The organism is Saprospira grandis str. Lewin, from assembly GCF_000250635.1.
GTDB classification, from domain to species: domain Bacteria; phylum Bacteroidota; class Bacteroidia; order Chitinophagales; family Saprospiraceae; genus Saprospira; species Saprospira grandis.
In genome coordinates, this window is record NC_016940.1 from 2,921,922 (window position 1) to 2,942,110 (window position 20,189).

Sequence of the window (20,189 nt, forward strand, 5' to 3'; positions counted from 1 at the left end):
GCGCAATATACAGAACTCATAGCAAAAGAACTTGACTGACTTAGGAAAGCTAAACGCCCTCTCTTTTCCCCAAAAGGCCTTAACGCTTTTTTAATAGAAAAGGAGAGGAGGAGAATTTGGCCAAGAAAAAAATTAGCGTAAATTTGTATCGCAAGCGATAAGAGTGCCGAAGCTTGCTGCCTAGAGCAAGTTCTTTCGTTGAGCGGCCTAGCGATGGGAAGCAGTGCGGCGCAGCCGCAGACCCAGCGGGCGCAGCCCGCGCAGGGCCGAGCGAGCAGCGAGCTGCTGGACGTAGCGCCGCAGCTTTGCTGCGGAGGCCCCAAAAAAAATTACTAGATCAGAAAATCAAATTAACCATCCAATGGAATTATTAGATAAGCTAAAATGGCGATATGCCGCCAAGGCCATGAATGGCCAAAAAGTGCCTGAAGAGCAAATTGACCAAATTATTGAGGCCATTTCTTTGTCGCCTACTTCTAGTGGCCTACAGCCTTTTGAGGTCTTCGTCATCACGGACCAAGAAGTGAAGGAAAAAATTAGACCAGTAGCTTGGAACCAGTCTATGGTGACCGATTGCTCGCATCTTTTTGTTTTTGCCGCTTGGGATACTTACACTGAAGATCGCATTAACTACATGTTTGATTTGACCAATGAGATTCGTGGTTTTAAGAATGAGGGTTGGGAAAATTACCGTCAGCAGTTGTTGCAGTTTTACCCTCAGAGAGAGGCAGAGTTGAATTTTCAGCATGCGGCCCGACAAGCTTATATTGCTTTTACCAATGCGATTAACGCTGCTGCCTTTTTGGGCCTAGATGCTACGCCCATGGAAGGCTTTGAGCCCGAGGCGGTAGATGAAATCTTAGGCTTGAAAGAAAAGGGATTGAGAAGTTGCGTGATGCTGCCTGTCGGCTACCGAGATGCAGAAAACGACTGGCTGGTCAATTTGAAAAAGGTCAGAAAGCCCCTAAATAAATTAGTCAATAGAATCGACTAAGGGCTTTGGGCCAAAAAGATTTGCGCTATGGATACTTTTTTATCCATAGCGCATTTTTTATGCCCTGAAGTAGGGGCATAAAAAAAGGACCAATGGAAAACCATTAGTCCTTTAAAGTAGCGAGAGAGGGACTCGAACCCTCGACCTCAGCATTATGAGTGCTGCGCTCTAACCAGCTGAGCTATCTCGCCTTTTGCCCTAGTGCGATGCAAATATAGGGCAATATTTTCTTTCTCCAAATTTTTTCTAGAAAAAAGCTAACTTTTTTTCTTAGAAAGTAGGACAGCCAGTTCTTCTTCGGCCATTATCGCCAAAGTTATAGATTAGCGAAACCTCCATACCGCCGCGGCTATTATTGACCGTAGCAAGGGTAGACATAGTGGCATCATAGCTAAAACCAAATTGGAATTGGTTGACATCTAGGCCAACAATAAAGATGATAGCATCTACGCCCAAGGAGCTAGAGTTATCGGTAACATATTGGTTGGCTAGGCGGTTCCATAGGCCAAAGCGGAAGGCAAAATCGTCATATTTGGGAGCTTGGTAGCGGAGGCTCACCCCAGTGCTAATTTCGGTAGAGGGGCCTTGAATCATGACTACAGCGCCAGGCAAAAGGCTCATTGCAGAGCGGCGGCCACCTAGGCGAACCTCTCCACCTGCGTGGATATTAAAGCGGCTGTAGAGCTTTTCGGTAGGTCCGGCAAAGGTATTTCCGGAAGTATCTACGGGAGAGCGGTCAAAGAGAGAGATATCGGGTTGGTTGAGGTGGAAAATGCTAATTCCGCCATAAGCAGACTGACGTTTTCCGAAGGTTCCGTACCACATTAGGCCAACATGAAGGTCGGCATAGATTCTAGAATCGCGAACGGCCAACATATTTTCGCCGCTATTGATATTGGGGTTATAGTAGCCATTGCCATACTCGTTATCATATTGGGTAGAGTAGGTATTTTGGTCCCAATCGATTGCTCTTTGTCCCAAACCGAGGTGACCTCCAGCAATGAGGTAAGAGCTGCGTTCTTTTCCTAGTCGGCCACGTCCTTGAGTAAGGAGTTTTTGGTAATTTACATCTAGGCCGATATCTGTAATAGAGTAGGAGGAGGCGCCAGCGACATCGCGCATTGCATTGAAGCCGACCCCAACGAAATCTTCTTTACCGACGGCAAACTTGCCTTCTGCGGTAAAAGAGGCGGTATTATAGGGTTTGTCCAAAACAGAGGACCATTGGCTGCGGTAATTGATACCTAAGCGGTATTGCGACTCCATAACGCCGGCTAGAGCGGGGCTCAGTCGGGCAGGGGCAGAATAATACTGCGAGTAGCGGGGGTCTTGGGCCTTAGCCTCCTGTAAGTTGCAAAAAAAGGCCAGGAGCAAGAGGGCCGAAATAGGTCGGATAAGCTTCATGCGTCTCTTAAAATTTTATCGGTAAAACCTTTAAGGCTATTAGTCCTTAGATGGGTAGAATAAAATGGCCAACAAAAGTACAAAAACTAATGTGGCTGAAAAATATTGTTTTCCTAGAGTGATTAAGATGTCTTAGACCTTAAAACGGAGATTTATACAAAATCTTGTAAGCGGCCTTAAAATTCTTTTAAAGAAATGCCATTCTTTTAGGTCAAACGGCCATTCTAGCTAATTTGCTGCTAAAGATGGCTGCGGGCAATTGTTAAAAGCGGAATAAAGTCTGTAATTTGGGGCCGCAAAATAGGCGGTAGGGCTTTTTTTGTCTAGCGTTCATTTAATGGGTTTGGGCCATTTGGCCTAGCGATGTGAAGGGGTGGCCGTCAGGCCAGACCGAGCCGCAGCAGGCGGCGAAGGGCCGAGCGAGCAGCGAGCCCGACAACCAGCCCCTATAGGGGCGCCAGTTCGATGACCAACGGGAATAACCGACAACAAGTCCTTTAGGACGCAGTTCGATGACCAAGGGGAATAACCGCCGCAGCTTGGCTGCGGAGGCCCCAAAAAATAAGCATTAATATATGAGAACACAATTAGCTATTCATTTTTTTATGTTTTTGCTCTTGGCGGCGGCTTGTCAGCCCAAGGCAGAGCCAGAAAGCCAAGAAGAGAAAACTGCTTTTACTGTAGATCGAACCTATTATTATGTTCGCTATTTAGAAGATAGCAAAGAGTTGCAGGCCGAGGCCCGCTTTCAGCAAGATACGGGCAGCTTGGTTCTGCCAGATAAATTGTATTTTGAGGGGCAAGCTATGCAGCCCAAAAAGTTGCCTAAAATTGGTTGGGAATATCGTTATCATGAGCGCCCCGCTAAATTTAAGGGCTGTTATCACTTTAGTTATGCGGGCGCAAGCGATACGATTTGTTTCCCTAGCTATAGCAATTTTGCCCTAAAAACGCCAGCGATATCTTTGGCTACTGGCGGCTTGTTGGCCTGGGAAGGGCAGCCTTTGGGGCAGGCCGAAAGTTTGGTCCTTTTGTTTGAAGATAGCAAAGGGCAGTCGAAAACGGTGAATCATGTGGGCTTGACCCGCGGCAGCCAGTTTGAGATTCGCCCCGAACACCTAGAGGGCCTAAATGCGGGCCCGGCTAGCCTGCGCTTGGTACATAAAAGTACCCTGATTCAGAAAGTAGATGGGCAAGTAGAGGTGATTAAATTAGAATATTACCGCAAAGTGTTAAAAATTGAAATTGTAGACTGATGTATATAGTAGCAGAAAAATATTTGGTCACCTCGGATGTCTTCGATAAGCAGTTTGTCTGTAACCTAGATGCCTGCAAAGGCGCTTGTTGTTGGGAGGGCGACTTTGGTGCGCCTCTAGAAGAAGCCGAGGTAGAGACCCTCAAAGCCATTTACCCCCTCATTAAAGACCGCCTGACGCCTGCGGGCCAAGCCGCCATTGAAGAGCAGGGCGTGGCCACGCATAGCGAAGAGCAAGAGGGTTGGGCCACCGCTTTAATTGATGGCGGTCCCTGTGCCTTTATTCATTATGAGGAGGATGGCCGTGCCAGCTGCGGGATTGAAAAGGCCCATAAAGAGGGCATTATTGATTACCTCAAACCCGTCTCTTGCCACCTTTATCCTATTCGAACGAAGCAACTACCCGATTTTTTAGCCCTGAACTATGACCACTGGGATATTTGCTCGGCTGCTTGTAGCTTGGGCGAAGAATTAAAAGTACCTGTTTATCAGTTTTTGAAAGAGCCTTTGACCAAAGCATTTGGTCCCCATTTTTATGAAGAACTAGAAGCTATGGCTGATTATCATGCCCAAACGGGCGAACAGACCTAGCAATCTCTCACCTACTAATATTTGCAAATGATTGCACTAGCTGGAATTATTGTTTTGGGAATTTTGGCCCAATGGGTAGCTTGGCGCCTCCGCCTGCCCGCTATCCTCCCCCTGATTTTGATTGGCCTTTTGGTGGGCCCTATTGCCGAAATCTGGACCGGCCACAAGTTTATTGAACCCGTTTTTGATTACCTCTTTGAGGCCAATGGCAAAGATCTTTTGCTGGATGAACACGGACACCCACAAGGCAATGGGGGACTTTTTCCCTCTGATGTCCTGTTCTGGTTTGTCTCTTTGGCCATCGGGGTGATTCTCTTTGAAGGTGGACTGACCCTGAACCGCCATGAAGTAACAGGAGTAGGACCCGCCATCGGTAAATTAGTGACCCTAGGCTCGGCGATTACCTTTGTTGGTGCGGGCTTGGCCGCTAAGTTTATTATCGGCCTGCCTTATGATATCGCCTTCCTCTTTGGGAGTTTGGTCATTGTGACTGGCCCTACGGTCATTGCGCCCATTTTGCGCAATGTGCCTCTGCGGCGAAATATCTCGACGGTCCTCAAATGGGAGGGAATTCTCATTGACCCCATTGGGGCTTTGGTGGCCGTTTTGGTCTTTGATTTTATTATCTCGCATGAGTCGGAGGGCTCTTTTGGAATAGAAGCCTTTAAGGAGTTTATGGGAATTATCTCGGTGGGCTTTACTTTTGGCATCGGTACGGGCTTTGGCTTTTATCAATTGCTCAAAAGAGATATGATTCCGCATTATTTATTGAATGTGGTTTCTCTGGCCCTCGTACTGGGCGCTTTTGCCCTTTCCGATATTGTGGTGCATGAGTCGGGCCTATTAACCGTGGTGGTGATGGGCATGACCCTGGCCAACCTCAAGGTGCCGCACTTCAAAGAGCTGCTTTATTTTAAAGAGTCTTTGACCGTTTTGCTGATTTCGATTCTCTTTATTGTCCTTTCCGCAAATATTGATGGCGAGCAGCTATTGCTCTTGGCCGATTGGCGCTATTGGGCGCTCTTTGCGGTGGTGGTTTTGGTCCTTCGCCCCCTTTCTGTTTTTGCCTCTACGGCCAAAGGTGGCCTAGATCTCCGAGAAAAGCTCTTTATTTCTTGGGTAGGCCCTCGCGGAATTGTGGCGGCGGGTATTGCCTCGCTTTTTGGGCTCAAATTGGCCAATTATGGTTATGAGGAGGCCGCACTAATTACGCCTTTGGTCTTTATGATTGTGATGGGAACGGTTTTGCTGAATGCTACTACGGCCCGCTTGGTGGCTAGGTTGCTGGGCGTTACCCTACAGCAATCTAATGGGTTGCTCATTGTGGGGGCCAACCCTGGCGCACGACTGATTGCCAACTATTTACAGAATCATGGGCGGCATGTGGTCTTGGTCGATCGCTCCCCAACTTTGGTCCAAGAAGCCCAAGATATGGGCCTCAAAGCCATTGAACAGGATATTATTGAGGGCAATCTGGAGGAGGAGCTAGAGCTCCTCGATATGGGCTATTTGTTGGCCCTTACCCCCAGCATGGCGGTCAATGATGTGGCCTGCAAACGCTATAAAGAGGTCTTTGGCGAAAATGGCACATTCCGCATTGTCTCTCAGGCCGAAAGTCAGGGACAAATCGAATTAGCCGATGAGGCCGCCTTTGATATCAAAACCGATTATATCAACTTTTTGGAGACGGCCCGAGACTACCCGAATATCCGAGAGTATGTTTTGCAGTCTCAAGAGCAGTTTGAACAAATTTGCCAACTGAGCTGCCGCAATACAATTCCGCTCTTTATCCGTAAACCCGATGGCGATTTCCATTTTGTGCGGGCCAACCAACCCCAAAATGAACAGATCGAAGCAGGCGATACGCTGATTTATATGGGCAAAGAAATTGAAGCCCCCAGCACCGAAATGGTCGAGGAGCTAGAGGAAGCTTAGGCCATAAATTTACTGCAATACGATAAAGACAGTCTCTGTTTAGGGACTGTCTTTTTTTTGGGGCCTCCCGCCTGCGGCGGGCGCTACGCTTCAGGGCTCGCAGGTCTGCTCGGCCCTGCGGCCTGACGGCCTTGGTCTGCGGCTGCGCCGCCCCCTTTCGCATCGCTAGGCCATTTGGCCTTCGGCCATCACTGCGGGTTAAAACCCGCAGCCAGATTAGGTCCCAATGAGCCAGCTTTTAGCGGTCCCATGGCTTGCAGCTTAAAAGCCGCAAGACCTAAAAACCGAATGCTTTCGTCGATCTTCAATGAAGCAGGGGCTTTTAAGCTCCTGCGGCGAGAAAGATAATGGCCCAAGCAGATTGTCTGCGGCCTTTTAGCTGCAGAAACAGTGATTTTTACCCCAATTGTTAGGGTATTGTTAAAAATGAAAATAATGTAACAAAATCAAAAAAGGCAAAAGTTCGGTATTTTACCGAACTAGTTCACCTCCAGACCGAACTAGTTCACCTCCAGACCGAAGCAGTTCACCTCCAGACCGAACTAGTTCACCTCCAGACCGAACTAGTTCACCTCCAGACCGAACTAGTTCACCTCCAGACCGAACTAGTTCACCTCCAGACCGAACTAGTTTACCTCCAGACCGAAGCAGTTCACCTCCAGACCGAAGCAGTTCACCTCCAGACCGAACTAGTTCACCTCCAGACCGAACTAGTTCACCTCCAGACCGAAGCAGTTCACCTCCAGACCGAACTGATTTACTAAACGCTAAAATGAAGAGAGGGACGGTTCAGAATTTTGTGTATTAGAATAAAATTTGGGCCTTTAGCTTGTTAGGATTTGGCCAGTAGTCGCCTAGGGACAAGCCCCTAGGCTAACCCAATGGAGTCAGCCCTAAAGGGCCTCAAAGGCTCATATACACGGCCTTGCTAAGTAGTTATTGCAGATAAGGTCCTTATCCAAAGGCCCTCTTTAGAGGGCTGTCTGAAAAAGCTAGCCTAGGGGCTTGTCCCTAGGCAGCAAAAAGGAGAAACACAAAATTTTAAACAGACTCGAATAAAATTTGGGCCTTTAGCTTAGCTTGCAAAAGTAGGATTTGGCCAATCATTGCCTAGGAGGCGCAGGAAAGGGGCGCAGACAAAATTTCAAACAGCGCCTTTTATGCGTGTAGAGGCGGCGAAGCCGCCGGCTGAGGGATGGAGAGGGTGGCCCGCAGGGCCAGACCGAGCAAAAATGCGCAGCATTTTTGCGAAGGGCCGAGCGAGTAGCGAGCCCGGAACAGCCCGACCCGACCGCAGGGAGGGGCAGCCCCAAAAAAACAGCAGAAATAAAACTTAAAGAGAAATTGCTATTTGGCTTAGTTTTTGACTTTAAGAAATTAGTTTTTAATGGTTTAGTGAAAGGTTTTTTTCAAGAAAAGAGAGTTAAACAACTCGACTAAAGCGATTCGGTGGCCTCCCGAATCGCTTTTTTTTGTCTACTTTTTTATCTTAAGGGGCAAATTTTATGATAAAATAAAATCAGGAACAACTATGACGTATAGATGGACGGCCCTTTCGATCTTTATTTGGGCCCTATTGAGCTGCTCGACAATTTACGCTCAGGAGAATACCAAGCTGAGCAATAAAAAAGACGGGGGCTATATTTTTACGCTCCTCAATGACATTGAGGCGACCGAAGTGCAGAACCAAAACCGCACGGGGACCTGTTGGAGTTTTTCGGCTCTATCCTTTTTTGAGTCGGAATTGCTGCGGATGAAAAAGGGCAAGCACAATCTTTCTGAGATGTACATTGCTCGTCGGGCTTATTTGGATAAGGCCGTAAACTATGTGCGGATGCACGGCAACTTTAACTTTGGGCCAGGTGGTGCCTTTCATGACATTCCCTATGTGATTAAGCGTTATGGAATTGTGCCTCAGGAGGTTTATCAGGGCTTGGAGTATGGTATGGAAACGCACAACCACTCGGAGCTCAACAATATGTTGGAGGCCATGGTCAAGGAGGTAATTAAGGCGCCTCAGAAAAAGCTTACGCCCTCTTGGAAAAAGGCCATCAATGGGGTCTTGGATGCTTATTTGGGCGAAGTACCCGAAGAATTTGAGTATCAGGGCAAAACCTATACGCCGGAGTCTTATGCCAAAGAATTGGGTTTAGATATGGATGATTATGTGGTGATTACCTCTTTTACGCATCATCCGTTTTATGAGTCGTTTGTATTGGAGATTCCCGATAACTGGGCTTTTGGGTCTACCTATAATGTCCCTTTGGACGAGCTAGTAGAGATTACCAACAATGCTTTGGAAAAAGGCTTTGGGGTAGCTTGGGCCAGTGATGTATCGGAAAAAGGCTTTTCTTATCGCGATGGCTTGGCGATTGTGCCCAAAGATGAGCGCACAATTCGCATTAAGGGCCGTGACAACCGCAACTTTAGTGATGCGGGGGCAGAGAAAATTGGTTCTGCCTTTGATGAGCCCGTAGAAGAATTGGCTATTACGCAGGAAATGCGTCAGGAGGCCTTTGACAACTACGAAACAACCGATGATCATGGCATGCACTTTACGGGTATGGTAGAAGATCAGCGGGGAACAAAGTACTACATTGTGAAAAACTCTTGGGGAAAAACCAATGATTGCGATGGCTACTTCTATGCTTCGGAGGCTTTCTTCCGTTATAAAACCACCAACATTATGGTGCATAAGGATGGAATTCCGAAAAAGATCAAGAAGAAACTAGGCATCAAATAAAACTGTCTGGACAGGAACTATCTGCAGGCCCGAGCAAAATTGTTTGGGCCTCTTTTGGGTTAAAGGGGCTAGTTAATAGTTGCTTTGCCCTTAAATAGGACTTAAAAAAAAGGGGGGGCTTTTGCAAGCCCTAATAGTTTTACTAAATTTGCCAACTGATGAAACAGGTCTTAGGGCCTGTTTATCTGGATAAAACAGTTTATTTAGCATCCCTCAAACCTGCAAAACGCTAGTATTTTTGCTAGAACATTGATTTTGCCAAACCAAAAAGATGAATAATTTTAAGTTTTTGAACAACCTTACGGGTTGGCTCATGTTTGCTGTGGCTGCCACAGTTTACCTACTCACGGCCGAGCCCACGGGCAGTCTTTGGGATTGCGGTGAGTTTATTTCTGCCGCCTACAAACTGGAGGTGGTTCACCCACCCGGTGCTCCTTTATTTTTAATGATTGGGCGCATGTTTGCTTTTGTGGCCGATACTTTTTCGGCGGATAAAGCCAATATTGCCTATGCCCTAAATGCGATGTCGGGCTTATCGACTGCGGCTTTGGTCTTATTCATTTTTTGGTCCACTACCATTTTGGCCAAGCTCAGTTTGCTGGGCCATCGGGCGCAGGTGAGTAGCATGGGGGATAAGCTTGCTATTTTGGGTGCTGGTGTAGTGGCTGCCTTGTCTACTACTTTTGCCACCTCTGTTTGGTTTTCTGCCGTAGAGGGCGAGGTATATGCCATGTCTTCGGGCTTTACGGGCTTGGTGATCTGGTCGGCTTTGCGTTGGTATGTGACCGACAATGCCCGTTCGGACCGCTGGTTGGTTTTTATTGCCTACATGATTGGCTTATCGATTGGGGTGCACTTATTGAGCTTGCTCGTGATTCCCTTTATTGCGCTTTTGTTTTACTACAAAAAGAGTCAGGTTCGGGAAACAGAGTTTAGCAGCAACATGATGTACAACGTCTTGGCTTTTGCGATTCTCGTTGGGGTGCAGTTTATTTCTACTTTGCCCGTTTGGTTGCATGTAATTTTTGCGCTTTGCGTACCTGCTATTTATATTTATTCTGCGATTCAGGCGCCAGCAGCTGAGCGTAAGATTTGGCGGAATATGGGTCTTTCTTTTGCTATTGGCTTTGCGATTTTGATGTTTATGCAGGCCATATTTATTCCGAAACTTCCTGAAATTGCGGCTGGTTTTGACTTTACTTTTGTCAATAATTTTGGCCTTCCTTTAGGCAGCGGAATGATCTTTTTTGTTTTGTTTTTGATTGGCCTAGTGGCTGCTGGAATTTACTATGCCGAAAGCAAAAAGAACTACTATCTACAGATGGGCGTCATGATGTTTGCGGTAGCCTTGATGGGTTTTTCTACCTATTCTTCTATCGTTATTCGCGCTGCGGCCAATACGCCGATCAACATGAACAAGCCCTCTGATCCTTATAGCTTGTTGTCTTATATCAACCGGGAACAATATGGAGAGCGTCCGCTTTCTTTTGGTCCTCACTTTGCCGCCGAAAATATTGGTTATGAAGCAGGGGATAAGGTCTATCGTCCTGTAGAAAAAGGCAATGGTTTCCGCTATGAGGTAGTGGCCGAAAAAGGAGGCTACAAATACAAGAAATCGGACCAAATGTTTTTCCCTCGTTTGGGCCATATGGACGAGGCGCGCAAAGCGCAGTATCGTCGCTGGCTCAATCTGGCCGATGGCGAAAAGCCCGATATGACGAACAACTTGGATTTCTTCTTCCGCTATCAGGTTGGTTGGATGTACTTCCGTTACTTTATGTGGAACTTTGCGGGCCGCCAAAATGCCAAGCAAGGGTTCTATGAAAATGATCCCACCAAAGGAAACTGGGTTTCTGGTATTGGTCCTCTAGATGGCATGCGCTTGATTCCGCAGTCTAATTTGCCCGAGTCGAGAAGTCAAGATAAAGGCCGCAATACTTATTATCTACTGCCCCTTATTTTTGGTTTGATCGGTTTGGTCTTCCATATCCGCAGACGGCCACAAGATGCCCTAGCCTTGGGTATTCTTTTCCTCGTTACCGGTTTGGCGATTATCGTCTTCTCGAATCAGCCTCCTAGTGAGCCTCGTGAGCGGGATTACGTACTTGTAGGTTCTTTCTTTACCTTCTGTATGTGGATTGGCTTGGCCGTTCCCGCTATTTATAGCGAGCTCAAGCGAGTAATGGGTCAAGGACAGGCTGGCGCAGCTGTTGCCCTTGCCCTAGTTGTTACAGCGCCTATTATCATGGGCTTTGAGAACTGGGACGATCACTCTAGAGCAAAGCATACGGGAGCTCGTGATTATGCGACTAACTTCCTGATGTCTTGTGCGCCCAATGCTGTGATTTTCACTTATGGCGATAATGATACTTATCCACTTTGGTATGCTCAAGAAGTAGAAGGCATTCGGACCGATGTGCGGGTGGTTAACTTTAGTCTTTTGGCTGTAGATTGGTACATTGACCAATTGCGCAGAACGATGAATGAGTCGCCTGCTATTGCCATGACAATTTCGCCAGCTGCTTATCGAGGAACGGCCAGAAATGCCCTGCCTATTCAAGCTTCTGGCCGCCCCATGAATTTGGTGGATGCTGTTCGCTTTATGGGCGAAAATCATCCTTCGGGTCAGGCGCCTAGCTATTTGCCTACGGATAATATTGTGATTCCAGTAGACAAAAAAGCGGTGAGAGCCAATAAGGCTGTTTCTTCTACAGTAACGGATGAGCAAATTGCAGATCAGATTAGCTTCAAAATCAATAAGCGCTTAGTTTTCAAGGATGAAATTGCGCTTTTGGATATTGTCGGAACCAATATGGCCAATGGCTGGACTCGTCCCATTTATTTTGCAGTGACTGTTCGCCCCGAAAAATTGGGCGGCTTTAAGGATTATCTGCAAATGGAAGGGATGGCGCTGCGCATTGTGCCCATCAAAACGCCTAGCCCCAACTCTTATGCGGGAGCTATGGGCATGGGCCGCATCGAGCTGGATAGTATGTACCGCAATGTAGTTGAACGCTTTAGCTGGGGTGGTTTTGATCAGCATGAGATGTTTGTAGACGAAAGCTATGCGCCTAGTGTACAAACTACTCAGTTTGCCATGGTTCGCCTAGCTAGAGAATTGGCCGCTGCTGGCGATAAGGAAAGAGCATTGAATGTTTTGGATAAGCTCTTTGAAGGCTTTCCTCATATGAACTTCCCCTTAGACGAGGGCTACAGCCGCTTGCAGGCCCTAGAGATGTACGCCAACCTTCAAGCTGGCGATAAGGCCGTACCTCATTTGAAGGACCTCAGCCTTACTCTAGCCGATAAGATGGGGTATTATGCTCAGTTTGTGGCGCCTTACAGCCTTGGCGAATTTGCCCAGAAATTTGGCAGCCTACAGCAACAGTTTGATGCAAAACGGAATCAGTTGCAGCAAATGGTGCAGATGATGAACCAAGCGCCCGAAAATAGTCCGCAAAAGCAACAGCTTTATCAGCAGGCGGTACAATTGAACAATGAAGTAGGACAGTTGGAGGCTCAGAAAGAGGCCTTGCTAAAGGATACGGATAATCCAGAAATGGCCACCGTATTTAGCGATGAGCTTTCTTTGGCCATCTCACAAAGCAATTTGGTGAAGCGTCTAGCTGGCCAAATTGGGAACCAAGAGCTCCTCAATACGTACAATGAACTCTTTACGCCTTTGGGCTTTGAGCAAGCTTCTGCTGGCGCTGCGCCGGCTCCAGCTCCTCAGCCTGCTCCTGAGCAAGACAAAGAGGAAGCTCCCGAATCTATTTCTGTAGATTCTTAGGGCTTCTGCCATAGATGCAAAAAAGCCAGTCTCGCTAGAGGCTGGCTTTTTTATGCTCCTATAAGAACTGTTTTACTGCGGTTTTGGGGCCCGCGGCCAGCAAGCTGGCCGCCGCTATGCTGCGGGGCTCACAGGTCTGTTCGGCCCTGCGCCGCCTTCGGCGGCTGGGTCTGGCCTTCGGCCACCCCTACGCAGCGCTGGGCCTGCGGCGGCTTCGCCGCCTTAAAATGGCATTTTGTTTAGACAGCCCTTTGGGCTGATTGGACCCGGCCGGCGGTAGGCGGCTGGCCACTTTTTTCTTTGCGCTTTAGCTAAAATTAGCCCTCAATATATTGCATTTCAGGCAAGGGGGTACCGCAAAGCCGCTTCCGCCTGGGGGCAGGCCTTGTTGGCCTTGGGGGCCAACAAAGCCTGCATGGCCTTCGGCCCTTCGGGCCTCAGCTTCTAATAATCAATATCATACAGCTTCATATCCCGACTACTTTTGGCTTTATCATTAACTAAGCAGAAATAATAAGCCGTATCTGCCAAATCAAAAAAGCCATATTCATAGAGATTATACTTAAAGGCATTGGGGCTATTGGGATAAGGAAAAGCCTCTCTTTGGTCCTCCTGAACTAATATAATTTCATCGCTCCAAGCCTCCTTAATGATTAGGTCTCCCTTTTGGGCCTTCCTCCAAAATTTTAGGGTATCCCCAGCAGGAGGTAAAATCAGTTGTTTAGGCGTCCCAAAGGAGTCGATCACAATAAAATGAATAGAGCTACTAAACGGCCCTAGACTTCCCTCTTTTTTAGCTAAGAGCATCCCCTTAAAATGAATTTTGTTAATTACCAACTGTTCACAATCCTCCCTACTGATTAGATAATCCCAATGGCCCAACAAAAAGAAAAGCAGAGCCGCTACAATAGCGATTACTATAACGGCTATTGTAAGGAAGGAATAGATGTTATACACCCAATCAAGGAGCTTGTTAATGATTTTGAATGGTTTTTTAGTTGAGGACATATTCTTTGTTTGATATTATGCTACAATCACTCCTTTTCTGGACGGAAAGGCCAGGGCAGCTCCTCAGACAGTTTAAGTTTTAAGGTAAAGCGTGAAATAGAACCTCCATGCTCATAGATATAGTTTTTCTTCTCTTTGCACAGCCTATATTTTGCTGCCGAAGCGGAAAGCCAAGAGCCGCACAACAGTTGAGCGGCCTAGCGATGTGCAGCAGTGGCCGTCAGGCCAGACCAAGGCGCTTTGCGCCGCAGGGCCGAGCAACCCGACCAACGGGAGCCGACGCAGCGAAGCAAGTAATAGCGAGCTGCGACAACCAGCCCCTATAGGGGCGCCAGTTCGACGACCATAGGGAGTAAACGTAGCGCCGCAAGGCGAAGCCGCAGCGGAGGCCCCAAAACATAGGCAAAAAAATAGAATTAAAAGGCTATTCTAAGGGAATAGGTTGATCAAGTGGTAGGTAGTCAGGACAAGCTTGCTGAAAAGAAATGCTCTTTCTTTTTATGCCCAAACTAGGGGCTGAAAAAATAAGCTGGTTTCCCAACAAACTAAAACTATGCTTAGGGTAAGGGCCAAGTAGATAGCGGCCAATCAGCTGATGCTGACTATTAAAAACAGAAAGGCTGCTGCTTCCAAGTTGAGTGCTTTGGCTAGCTATGCTATGTATAAAGTGGAGCTTGTCTTGCCCCTGAATGCTCCCCAAATAATGGAAATACAAACTACTATCCTCAGTTTGAGGAATAAGGTACCACTTATTGGGGATGCCCTCAGCCAGAACTTTTGCCCAAGGCCCTGAAGCAACAGTATCTAAACTAAAGGCCAGCTCAAATAACTCATTGTTTTCGCAAAAATGAGCGGGCAACTCAACGGTTACGACTTTGGGTGGCTCCTTTTTAGGCTGACAAGCTGAAAAAGCCAAACAGAGACAAACTAGATTAAACCATTTCATTGGGCCAGATTTGAAGCAGGATGTAAAGGATAAAAACCAGAAAGTGAACAGCTGTCATAAATACCTCGCGAAGGAATCCCTTTCGCAAAACTGAGGCTGTAGTGCCCACAATCTTGCTCAAAAATTAGGGATTGGCCCAAAATGCCCTTGGGCAATAAATCAGTGTAATTTGATAGCTGATAATAGCCCAATAAGCGATTATCTGCAGCATAACAATAAAGCGCTGCATAACTCCTATGCACCCTACACTCCATAGATGCAGACACCAGCCGCTGAACAAATTTAAAGGTATCTTGCTCTTCACTGACAATTTCCCCCAAGTAAGAGAGGTAGAAATGAGGAAAATCAGTTTGCTCAGTTGATATATAGTACCATTTATTAGGGAGGCTCTCGGCCAAAATTTCCAATTGAAAAGCCGCTAACTCCTGCTGATAATTATGCTGCTCTAGCGGCAGCTGCACACTATCTATAAAAACCGCTAGCCCTAAAACAGTATGCGGCTGGCAGTCTGCAGGAGAAACTTGTAAATAACGAATTGGACTTGCTTGCTTGGTCGGCTTTTCTTCGGTACAAGACAGCAGCAAAAGCAAAAAGAGTCCACTAAATAGAAATTTCATAGGCTAACTTTTACTGCGGTTTTGGGGCCCGCGGCCAGCAAGCTGGCCGCCGCTATGCTAAATTTAATGAGGGTTTCAACCCTCATCGATATATCATCGCAAAGCGATACATACCATTGTTGCGGTGGGTTTTAAGCTACCGAAATGGGCCTGCGGCGGCTTCGCCGCCTTAAAATGGCCTTCGGGCCTCAGTTTCTAATAATCAATATTATACTACGATCACTCCTTTTCTGGACGAAAAGGCCAAGGCAGCTCCTCAGACAGCTTAAGTTTTAAGGTAAAGTCTGAAAAATTATCTCCATGCTTATAGATATAGTTTTTCTTCTCTTTTTCTGAAGCCCATTCTAAGTCGAAATAAAATTTCTTATCTGCGAATACCTTGGCCAAAGACTGACCAAGAATATTACACTCTTTACAACTGATTTCCTCTTCACAGGACGGAATAATATTATAAACTCGATAAATAGAATCATTGGAGCTATTCTCTTTGACAAAGGCTATGTAAAAAAGTGGCTGCTGTTTTATCTTTGCCCAGTATTCTTCCGAGTTGTATTTTAGTACCTCTTCTTCTAGATTGAAATCAATATAAACATAAACGTTCATGCTGCTTGGAAAAAGCCTAGGATAATATATAAACAAGCTCCTTGTACTATCCTGCTGCGCCTGAGCTAGCCAACTAAAAGAGAGCGAGAAAAATAGAATCAAAAGGTAGTTATTCATTGCTAGAGGGAGTTAAAAGGCTATTGTAAGGGAATAGGTTGATCAAGTAGTAGGTAGTCAGGACAAGCTTGCTGAAAAGAAATGCTTTTCTATTCTTCTATTTGTTGCTGATCACTTTTGCGGCCATACTTTTTAAAACAAACTTGTAGCCGCTCATAGGCAGTAGCATAACCTGGCAAACTACTACTAGCCAAGGCAGCCAGTAAGTGATAAACCAAACTACTTTGGCCATAGGCCTCACTGCCCACTAAGGCGGCACTATCCTTTAAGCGCTTCAATAACTGCTCTACCTGAATAATGAGCTGCTGCAACTGCTCATATAGAGCCAAATCTTTTGCAATTTCATCGGCGCCAATATGAGGCGGCAAAGGCAAATCTACATAATTCATGACGGCTAGCGTCTCTTGTACAAAATTATGATGGTCCAAATTGATCCGCTTGAGCATTTTGAGCTCTTTGCTGTCTAGCTCTGTTAAAAAAGAAAGGATTTGTTGACAGTTGTCGAGCTGTTGTTTTAGGTCTTGCATCTCCTGATCTGTTAATACTCTGGAGATCCGATTGAGATTTAAATTCGCCATATCGATCTGTTTTTTTGTAGTTTTTTTTAGTTAGAACTTTGTCTATATGCTATTTATGGCGAAAACTGGATTATTGTTACCTCTTTAGTCGGACTTTTTCTAAAAAAAGTAACTCTTCTGCTAAATGGAGCTAGCAGAAAGTTAGCTGGAGCTAATGAAAACCTAGGTCGAGCTAGTCGAAAGTTAGGTGGAGCTAATGAAAACCTAGGTCGAGCTAGTCGAAAGTTAGGTCGAGCTAATGAGCGCCTAGCTCGAGCAAGTGGGAAGTTAGGTGGAGCTAATGAAAACCTAGGTCGAGCTAGTCGAAAGTTAGGTGGAGCTAATGAAAACCTAGGTCGAGCTAGTCGAAAGTTAGGTCGAGCTAACAAAAACCTAGCTCGAGCAAGTAGGAAGTTAGGTCGAGCTAATGAAAACCTAAGTCGAGCTAGTGGGAAGTTAGGTCGAGCTAATAAAAACCTAGCTCGAGCTAGCAAAAAGTTAGCTCATGGAGGTTTTCTATTAAGTTCAGTTAGTCTGTACTTTAACAAAAGTCTAACAAATCACCTAAGCCTCTGCCCCTAGACCGTAGAAAGAGCTACATTTAGTGCCGAAGCGGAAAGCCAAGAGCAGCACAGCAGTTGAGCGGCCTAGCGATGTGCAGCAGTGGCCGTCAGGCCAGACCAAGGAGCCGAAGACGACGCAGGGCCTCGCTCGCATCGGCCTAGCGATGCGAAAGGGGGCGGCGAAGCCGCAGACCCAGGCCGTCAGGCCGCAGGGCCGAGCAGACCTGCGAGCCCTGAAGCGTAGCGCCGCAAGGCGAAGCCGCAGCGGAGGCCCCAAAAAAACAACTAAACAGAAGCGCTCTAAGTAGAAGCAGAAGATAAAAAGCAGCTTTCAAGCAGGAAGGCGATAATTTTTGAGCAAGTTCTTATATATTTGCCCCAAAGAAGAACGAAATTGCGAACCAATAAACGATAGTCTATGACCAAATTGGATTTAGCCTTTAATAAAAATGAGGACGATAATAAGTTAGAGGTCTCGCGAATGCGCCATTTGCTGGAGCGCATTTATGAGGGGGGAGGAAAAAAACGCATTGACAAATTGCATAGCAAAGGGAAATTGACCGCTAGAGAGCGCATCAGTTACCTGATTGATAAAGATAGTGAGTTTTTGGAGCTAGGCGCTTTTGCTGGCTTTGAGATGTATGAAGAACATGGGGGGTGCCCTGCGGGAGGAGTTGTTGGTGGAATTGGATATGTGAAAGGCCGCCAATGTGTGATTGTGGCCAATGATGCGACCGTAAAAGCAGGCGCTTGGTTTCCGATTACGGGCAAGAAAAACCTTCGTTTTCAAGAAATCGCCATGGAAAACCGCCTACCAATTATCTATTTGGTAGATTCTGCGGGGGTATATTTGCCCATGCAAGACGAGATTTTCCCTGATAAGGAGCATTTTGGGCGTATTTTCCGCAACAATGCCGTGATGTCGAGCATGGGCGTGCCTCAAATTGCGGCCATCATGGGCAGTTGTGTAGCTGGTGGGGCCTATTTGCCCATCATGTCGGATGAGGCCCTTATTGTTGATGGCACGGGCTCTATCTTCTTGGCGGGTCCTTATTTGGTCAAGGCCGCTATTGGCGAGCAGGTGGATAAAGAGACCTTGGGTGGGGCTACTACCCAATGCGAAATCTCTGGAGTAACCGATTATAAGGTGCCCAATGACCATGTTTGTCTGGATACCATCAAGGACCTGATTGACAAGCAGGGGGCCTTTGATAAAGCGGGTTTCAACCGAGCTGAATCGGCTCCTCCCGCCAAAGATCCAGAAGATATTTACGGAATTTTCCCCTTCGATCGCAGTCGCCCTTATGATAGCCTAGAGCTGATTGAGCGCCTCGTTGACGACTCTAAACTGACGCAATATAAAGAGGGTTATGGCAAAACCATGATCTGCGGTTATGCCCGTATAGATGGTTGGGCCGTGGGTATTGTCGCCAACAACCGCCAAGTGGTAAAGAACGCCAAAGGAGAAGTGCAGTTTGGTGGCGTCATTTATTCTGATGGGGCCGATAAAGCGGCTCGGTTTATCATGAACTGTAACCAAAAGAAGATTCCCTTGGTCTTTTTGCATGATGTGACGGGCTTTATGGTCGGTAAGCGTTCGGAGCATGGTGGAATTATTAAGGATGGGGCCAAAATGGTTTCTGCCGTTTCTAATTCTACCGTACCCAAGTTCTCTATCGTGATGGGGAACTCGAATGGGGCTGGGAACTACGCCATGTGTGGCAAGGCCTATGATCCTCGTTTGATTGTGGCTTGGCCCAATGCCAAGATTTCAGTGATGGGTGGTTCGCAAGCCGCCAAAGTATTGCTCCAAATCGAGAAGAGTTCACTGGCTGCCAAGGGCGAAGAGCTCAGCGAAGAGAAAGAGCAGGAGTTGCTCGAGAAAATCGAGGCCCGCTACGAAAAGCAGAGCTCGGCCTATTATGCCGCCTCTCGCCTTTGGGTAGATGCTATCATTGATCCCCTAGAAACTCGTCGTGTGATTTCGATGGGTATCGAGGCGGCGAACAATGCGCCTGTGGCTAAATTTAACCCTGGCATTATTCAGACATAATCCTTAGCTTAATATAGGAAATCATTAAATTTGCTGGCTCTCGACAAGAGAGTCAGCAAATTTTTTACATACAGTACACCTCCTTCAATCGAAAAAAGCAATATGGGCACCGCCAAAAAAACCACTTTTTTTAGTCGTCTATTTCTCAATGATCGCAACATTTTGGCCCTGATTAGTCTCAATGCGGTGATTATCTTTTTTCAGGGGTTTCCCGATACGGGCTATGAGCAGCTTTTTACCTATTTGGACGATCTGCTCACGGTTCTTTTCCTAACCGAGCTGCTTGTTAAGGCCAGACATTATGGCCTCAAAGAGTACCTAAGCACCAATTGGAACCGCTTTGACCTTACGCTGATTTTGCTCTCTTTGCCCTCCTTGTTGGTCCATATTATTCCGGACCTAACGGATTATGTGAATGTGAGCTTTTTAATGGTGCTGCGGGTCTTGCGGGTCTTTAAGTTCTTCCGATTTATCCAGTTTTTTCCGCAGGTGGAGCATATTTTCCGCTCGATTAGCGAGGCCCTAAAGGCTTCTTTTATGGTCTTGGTCGGCTTTTTTGTTTTGGTCTTTATCATGGCCATTATTTCCACTTTTTTCTTCCAAGAAGCGGCGCCCAATATGTTTGGCAATCCGCTCAAGGCCTATTATGTCATCTTCCAAGTCTTTACGGTAGAGGGCTGGAACGGGGTGACCGACGCTTTGGTGGAGGAGGCCCAATTTTCGCCAGTGGCCGAGTTTTTTACCAAGGCTTATTTTATTTTCATGCTCATTATGGGGGGCGTTTTTGGCCTCTCTATCGTCAACTCAATCTTTGTGGATGCCATGGTCAGTGACCATGATGAAACCGAGCAGCAATTTGAGGATGTGGAGCAGGAACTGAAAAAAATGCATAGTAAAATGGACCGCCTACTCGCCCTTTTAGAGGCTAAGGGCGTTTTGCCAGAAGAGCTAGAGGATACCGATGAGGAGCAAAAGGATTAGGTGTTTTTTTGTTTTTTGGGGCGTTACTCCTT

General features: G+C 46.7%; 14 protein-coding genes and 1 tRNA gene. 8 read left to right on the forward strand and 7 right to left on the reverse strand.

Annotated features, from left to right (window positions below; translation table 11 throughout):
* Nucleotides 1-361 precede the first annotated feature (361 nt).
* The gene (locus SGRA_RS12920; RefSeq protein ID WP_015693172.1) at nt 362-994 is read left to right on the forward strand and encodes an NAD(P)H-dependent oxidoreductase; all 633 of its coding nucleotides are present in this window, start codon (nt 362-364) and stop codon (nt 992-994) included.
* Nucleotides 995-1,111: 117 nt separating this feature from the next.
* On the opposite strand, the gene SGRA_RS12925 is transcribed toward SGRA_RS12920, so the two are convergent.
* Together SGRA_RS12925 and SGRA_RS12930 are read right to left on the reverse strand one after the other, a co-directional pair.
* Nucleotides 1,112-1,185, reverse strand: a tRNA-Met gene (locus SGRA_RS12925).
* Nucleotides 1,186-1,264: 79 nt separating this feature from the next.
* The gene (locus tag SGRA_RS12930; protein WP_015693173.1) at nt 1,265-2,398 is read right to left on the reverse strand and encodes a PorP/SprF family type IX secretion system membrane protein; all 1,134 of its coding nucleotides are present in this window, start codon (nt 2,396-2,398) and stop codon (nt 1,265-1,267) included.
* Between the two features lie 575 nt (nt 2,399-2,973).
* Between SGRA_RS12930 and SGRA_RS12935 the strand changes: the two genes are divergently transcribed.
* From SGRA_RS12935 to SGRA_RS12960, 5 genes are all read left to right on the forward strand, one after another.
* Nucleotides 2,974-3,654, forward strand: coding sequence for a hypothetical protein (locus SGRA_RS12935; protein WP_015693174.1), 681 nt, complete (start codon nt 2,974-2,976; stop codon nt 3,652-3,654).
* Nucleotides 3,654-4,244, forward strand: coding sequence for a DUF3109 family protein (locus SGRA_RS12940; RefSeq protein WP_015693175.1), 591 nt, complete (start codon nt 3,654-3,656; stop codon nt 4,242-4,244). The genes SGRA_RS12935 and SGRA_RS12940 overlap by 1 nt, the downstream gene beginning before the upstream one ends.
* Before the next feature lie 27 nt (nt 4,245-4,271).
* Nucleotides 4,272-6,179, forward strand: a complete 1,908-nt coding sequence (locus tag SGRA_RS12945; protein ID WP_015693176.1) for a cation:proton antiporter — start codon at nt 4,272-4,274, stop codon at nt 6,177-6,179.
* 1,531 nt (nt 6,180-7,710) lie between these two features.
* Nucleotides 7,711-8,922: a C1 family peptidase gene (locus SGRA_RS12955; protein ID WP_015693179.1), complete on the forward strand. Its 1,212-nt coding sequence runs from the start codon at nt 7,711-7,713 to the stop codon at nt 8,920-8,922.
* Nucleotides 8,923-9,193: 271 nt separating this feature from the next.
* Nucleotides 9,194-12,712: a protein O-mannosyl-transferase family gene (locus SGRA_RS12960; protein ID WP_015693181.1), complete on the forward strand. Its 3,519-nt coding sequence runs from the start codon at nt 9,194-9,196 to the stop codon at nt 12,710-12,712.
* A gap of 444 nt (nt 12,713-13,156) precedes the next feature.
* Here SGRA_RS12960 and SGRA_RS12965 read toward each other — a convergent pair whose 3' ends face one another.
* The 5 genes from SGRA_RS12965 to SGRA_RS12985 form a co-directional block, all read right to left on the reverse strand.
* Nucleotides 13,157-13,720 carry a hypothetical protein gene (locus SGRA_RS12965; protein WP_041329656.1) on the reverse strand — a complete coding sequence of 188 codons (564 nt, stop codon included), beginning with the start codon at nt 13,718-13,720 and terminating at the stop codon, nt 13,157-13,159.
* Between the two features lie 424 nt (nt 13,721-14,144).
* Nucleotides 14,145-14,666 (reverse strand): hypothetical protein, encoded by a 522-nt coding sequence (locus SGRA_RS12970; protein ID WP_015693185.1) that lies wholly within the window; start codon nt 14,664-14,666, stop codon nt 14,145-14,147.
* Nucleotides 14,663-15,283 (reverse strand): hypothetical protein, encoded by a 621-nt coding sequence (locus SGRA_RS12975; RefSeq protein ID WP_015693186.1) that lies wholly within the window; start codon nt 15,281-15,283, stop codon nt 14,663-14,665. Before SGRA_RS12975 ends, SGRA_RS12970 begins: the two co-directional genes overlap by 4 nt.
* A gap of 219 nt (nt 15,284-15,502) precedes the next feature.
* A complete protein-coding gene (locus SGRA_RS12980) occupies nt 15,503-16,003 on the reverse strand; it encodes a hypothetical protein (RefSeq protein ID WP_015693187.1) in 501 nt (166 codons plus the stop codon).
* Nucleotides 16,004-16,092: 89 nt separating this feature from the next.
* The gene (locus SGRA_RS12985; protein WP_015693188.1) at nt 16,093-16,581 is read right to left on the reverse strand and encodes a hypothetical protein; all 489 of its coding nucleotides are present in this window, start codon (nt 16,579-16,581) and stop codon (nt 16,093-16,095) included.
* A gap of 969 nt (nt 16,582-17,550) precedes the next feature.
* On the opposite strand from SGRA_RS12985, the gene SGRA_RS12995 reads away from it, so the two are divergent.
* Complete coding sequence (locus SGRA_RS12995; RefSeq protein ID WP_015693190.1) at nt 17,551-19,176, forward strand: acyl-CoA carboxylase subunit beta; 1,626 nt, start codon at nt 17,551-17,553, stop codon at nt 19,174-19,176.
* Nucleotides 19,177-19,278: 102 nt separating this feature from the next.
* Nucleotides 19,279-20,157, forward strand: a complete 879-nt coding sequence (locus SGRA_RS13000) for an ion transporter (RefSeq protein ID WP_015693191.1) — start codon at nt 19,279-19,281, stop codon at nt 20,155-20,157.
* Nucleotides 20,158-20,189: the final 32 nt, after the last annotated feature.

Excerpts from the sequence above, each read along its gene's own strand:
- SGRA_RS12935 (WP_015693174.1), top strand. The coding sequence starts at position 2,974 with ATGAGAACACAATTAGCTATTCATTTTTTTATGTTTTTGCTCTTGGCG.
- SGRA_RS12965 (WP_041329656.1), bottom strand. The coding sequence starts at position 13,720 with ATGTCCTCAACTAAAAAACCATTCAAAATCATTAACAAGCTCCTTGAT.
- SGRA_RS12970 (WP_015693185.1), bottom strand. The coding sequence starts at position 14,666 with ATGAAATGGTTTAATCTAGTTTGTCTCTGTTTGGCTTTTTCAGCTTGT.
- SGRA_RS12940 (WP_015693175.1), top strand. The coding sequence starts at position 3,654 with ATGTATATAGTAGCAGAAAAATATTTGGTCACCTCGGATGTCTTCGAT.
- SGRA_RS12930 (WP_015693173.1), bottom strand. The coding sequence starts at position 2,398 with ATGAAGCTTATCCGACCTATTTCGGCCCTCTTGCTCCTGGCCTTTTTT.
- SGRA_RS12945 (WP_015693176.1), top strand. The coding sequence starts at position 4,272 with ATGATTGCACTAGCTGGAATTATTGTTTTGGGAATTTTGGCCCAATGG.
- SGRA_RS12980 (WP_015693187.1), bottom strand. The coding sequence starts at position 16,003 with ATGAATAACTACCTTTTGATTCTATTTTTCTCGCTCTCTTTTAGTTGG.
- SGRA_RS12920 (WP_015693172.1), top strand. The coding sequence starts at position 362 with ATGGAATTATTAGATAAGCTAAAATGGCGATATGCCGCCAAGGCCATG.
- SGRA_RS12975 (WP_015693186.1), bottom strand. The coding sequence starts at position 15,283 with ATGAAATTTCTATTTAGTGGACTCTTTTTGCTTTTGCTGCTGTCTTGT.
- SGRA_RS13000 (WP_015693191.1), top strand. The coding sequence starts at position 19,279 with ATGGGCACCGCCAAAAAAACCACTTTTTTTAGTCGTCTATTTCTCAAT.
- SGRA_RS12955 (WP_015693179.1), top strand. The coding sequence starts at position 7,711 with ATGACGTATAGATGGACGGCCCTTTCGATCTTTATTTGGGCCCTATTG.
- SGRA_RS12960 (WP_015693181.1), top strand. The coding sequence starts at position 9,194 with ATGAATAATTTTAAGTTTTTGAACAACCTTACGGGTTGGCTCATGTTT.
- SGRA_RS12985 (WP_015693188.1), bottom strand. The coding sequence starts at position 16,581 with ATGGCGAATTTAAATCTCAATCGGATCTCCAGAGTATTAACAGATCAG.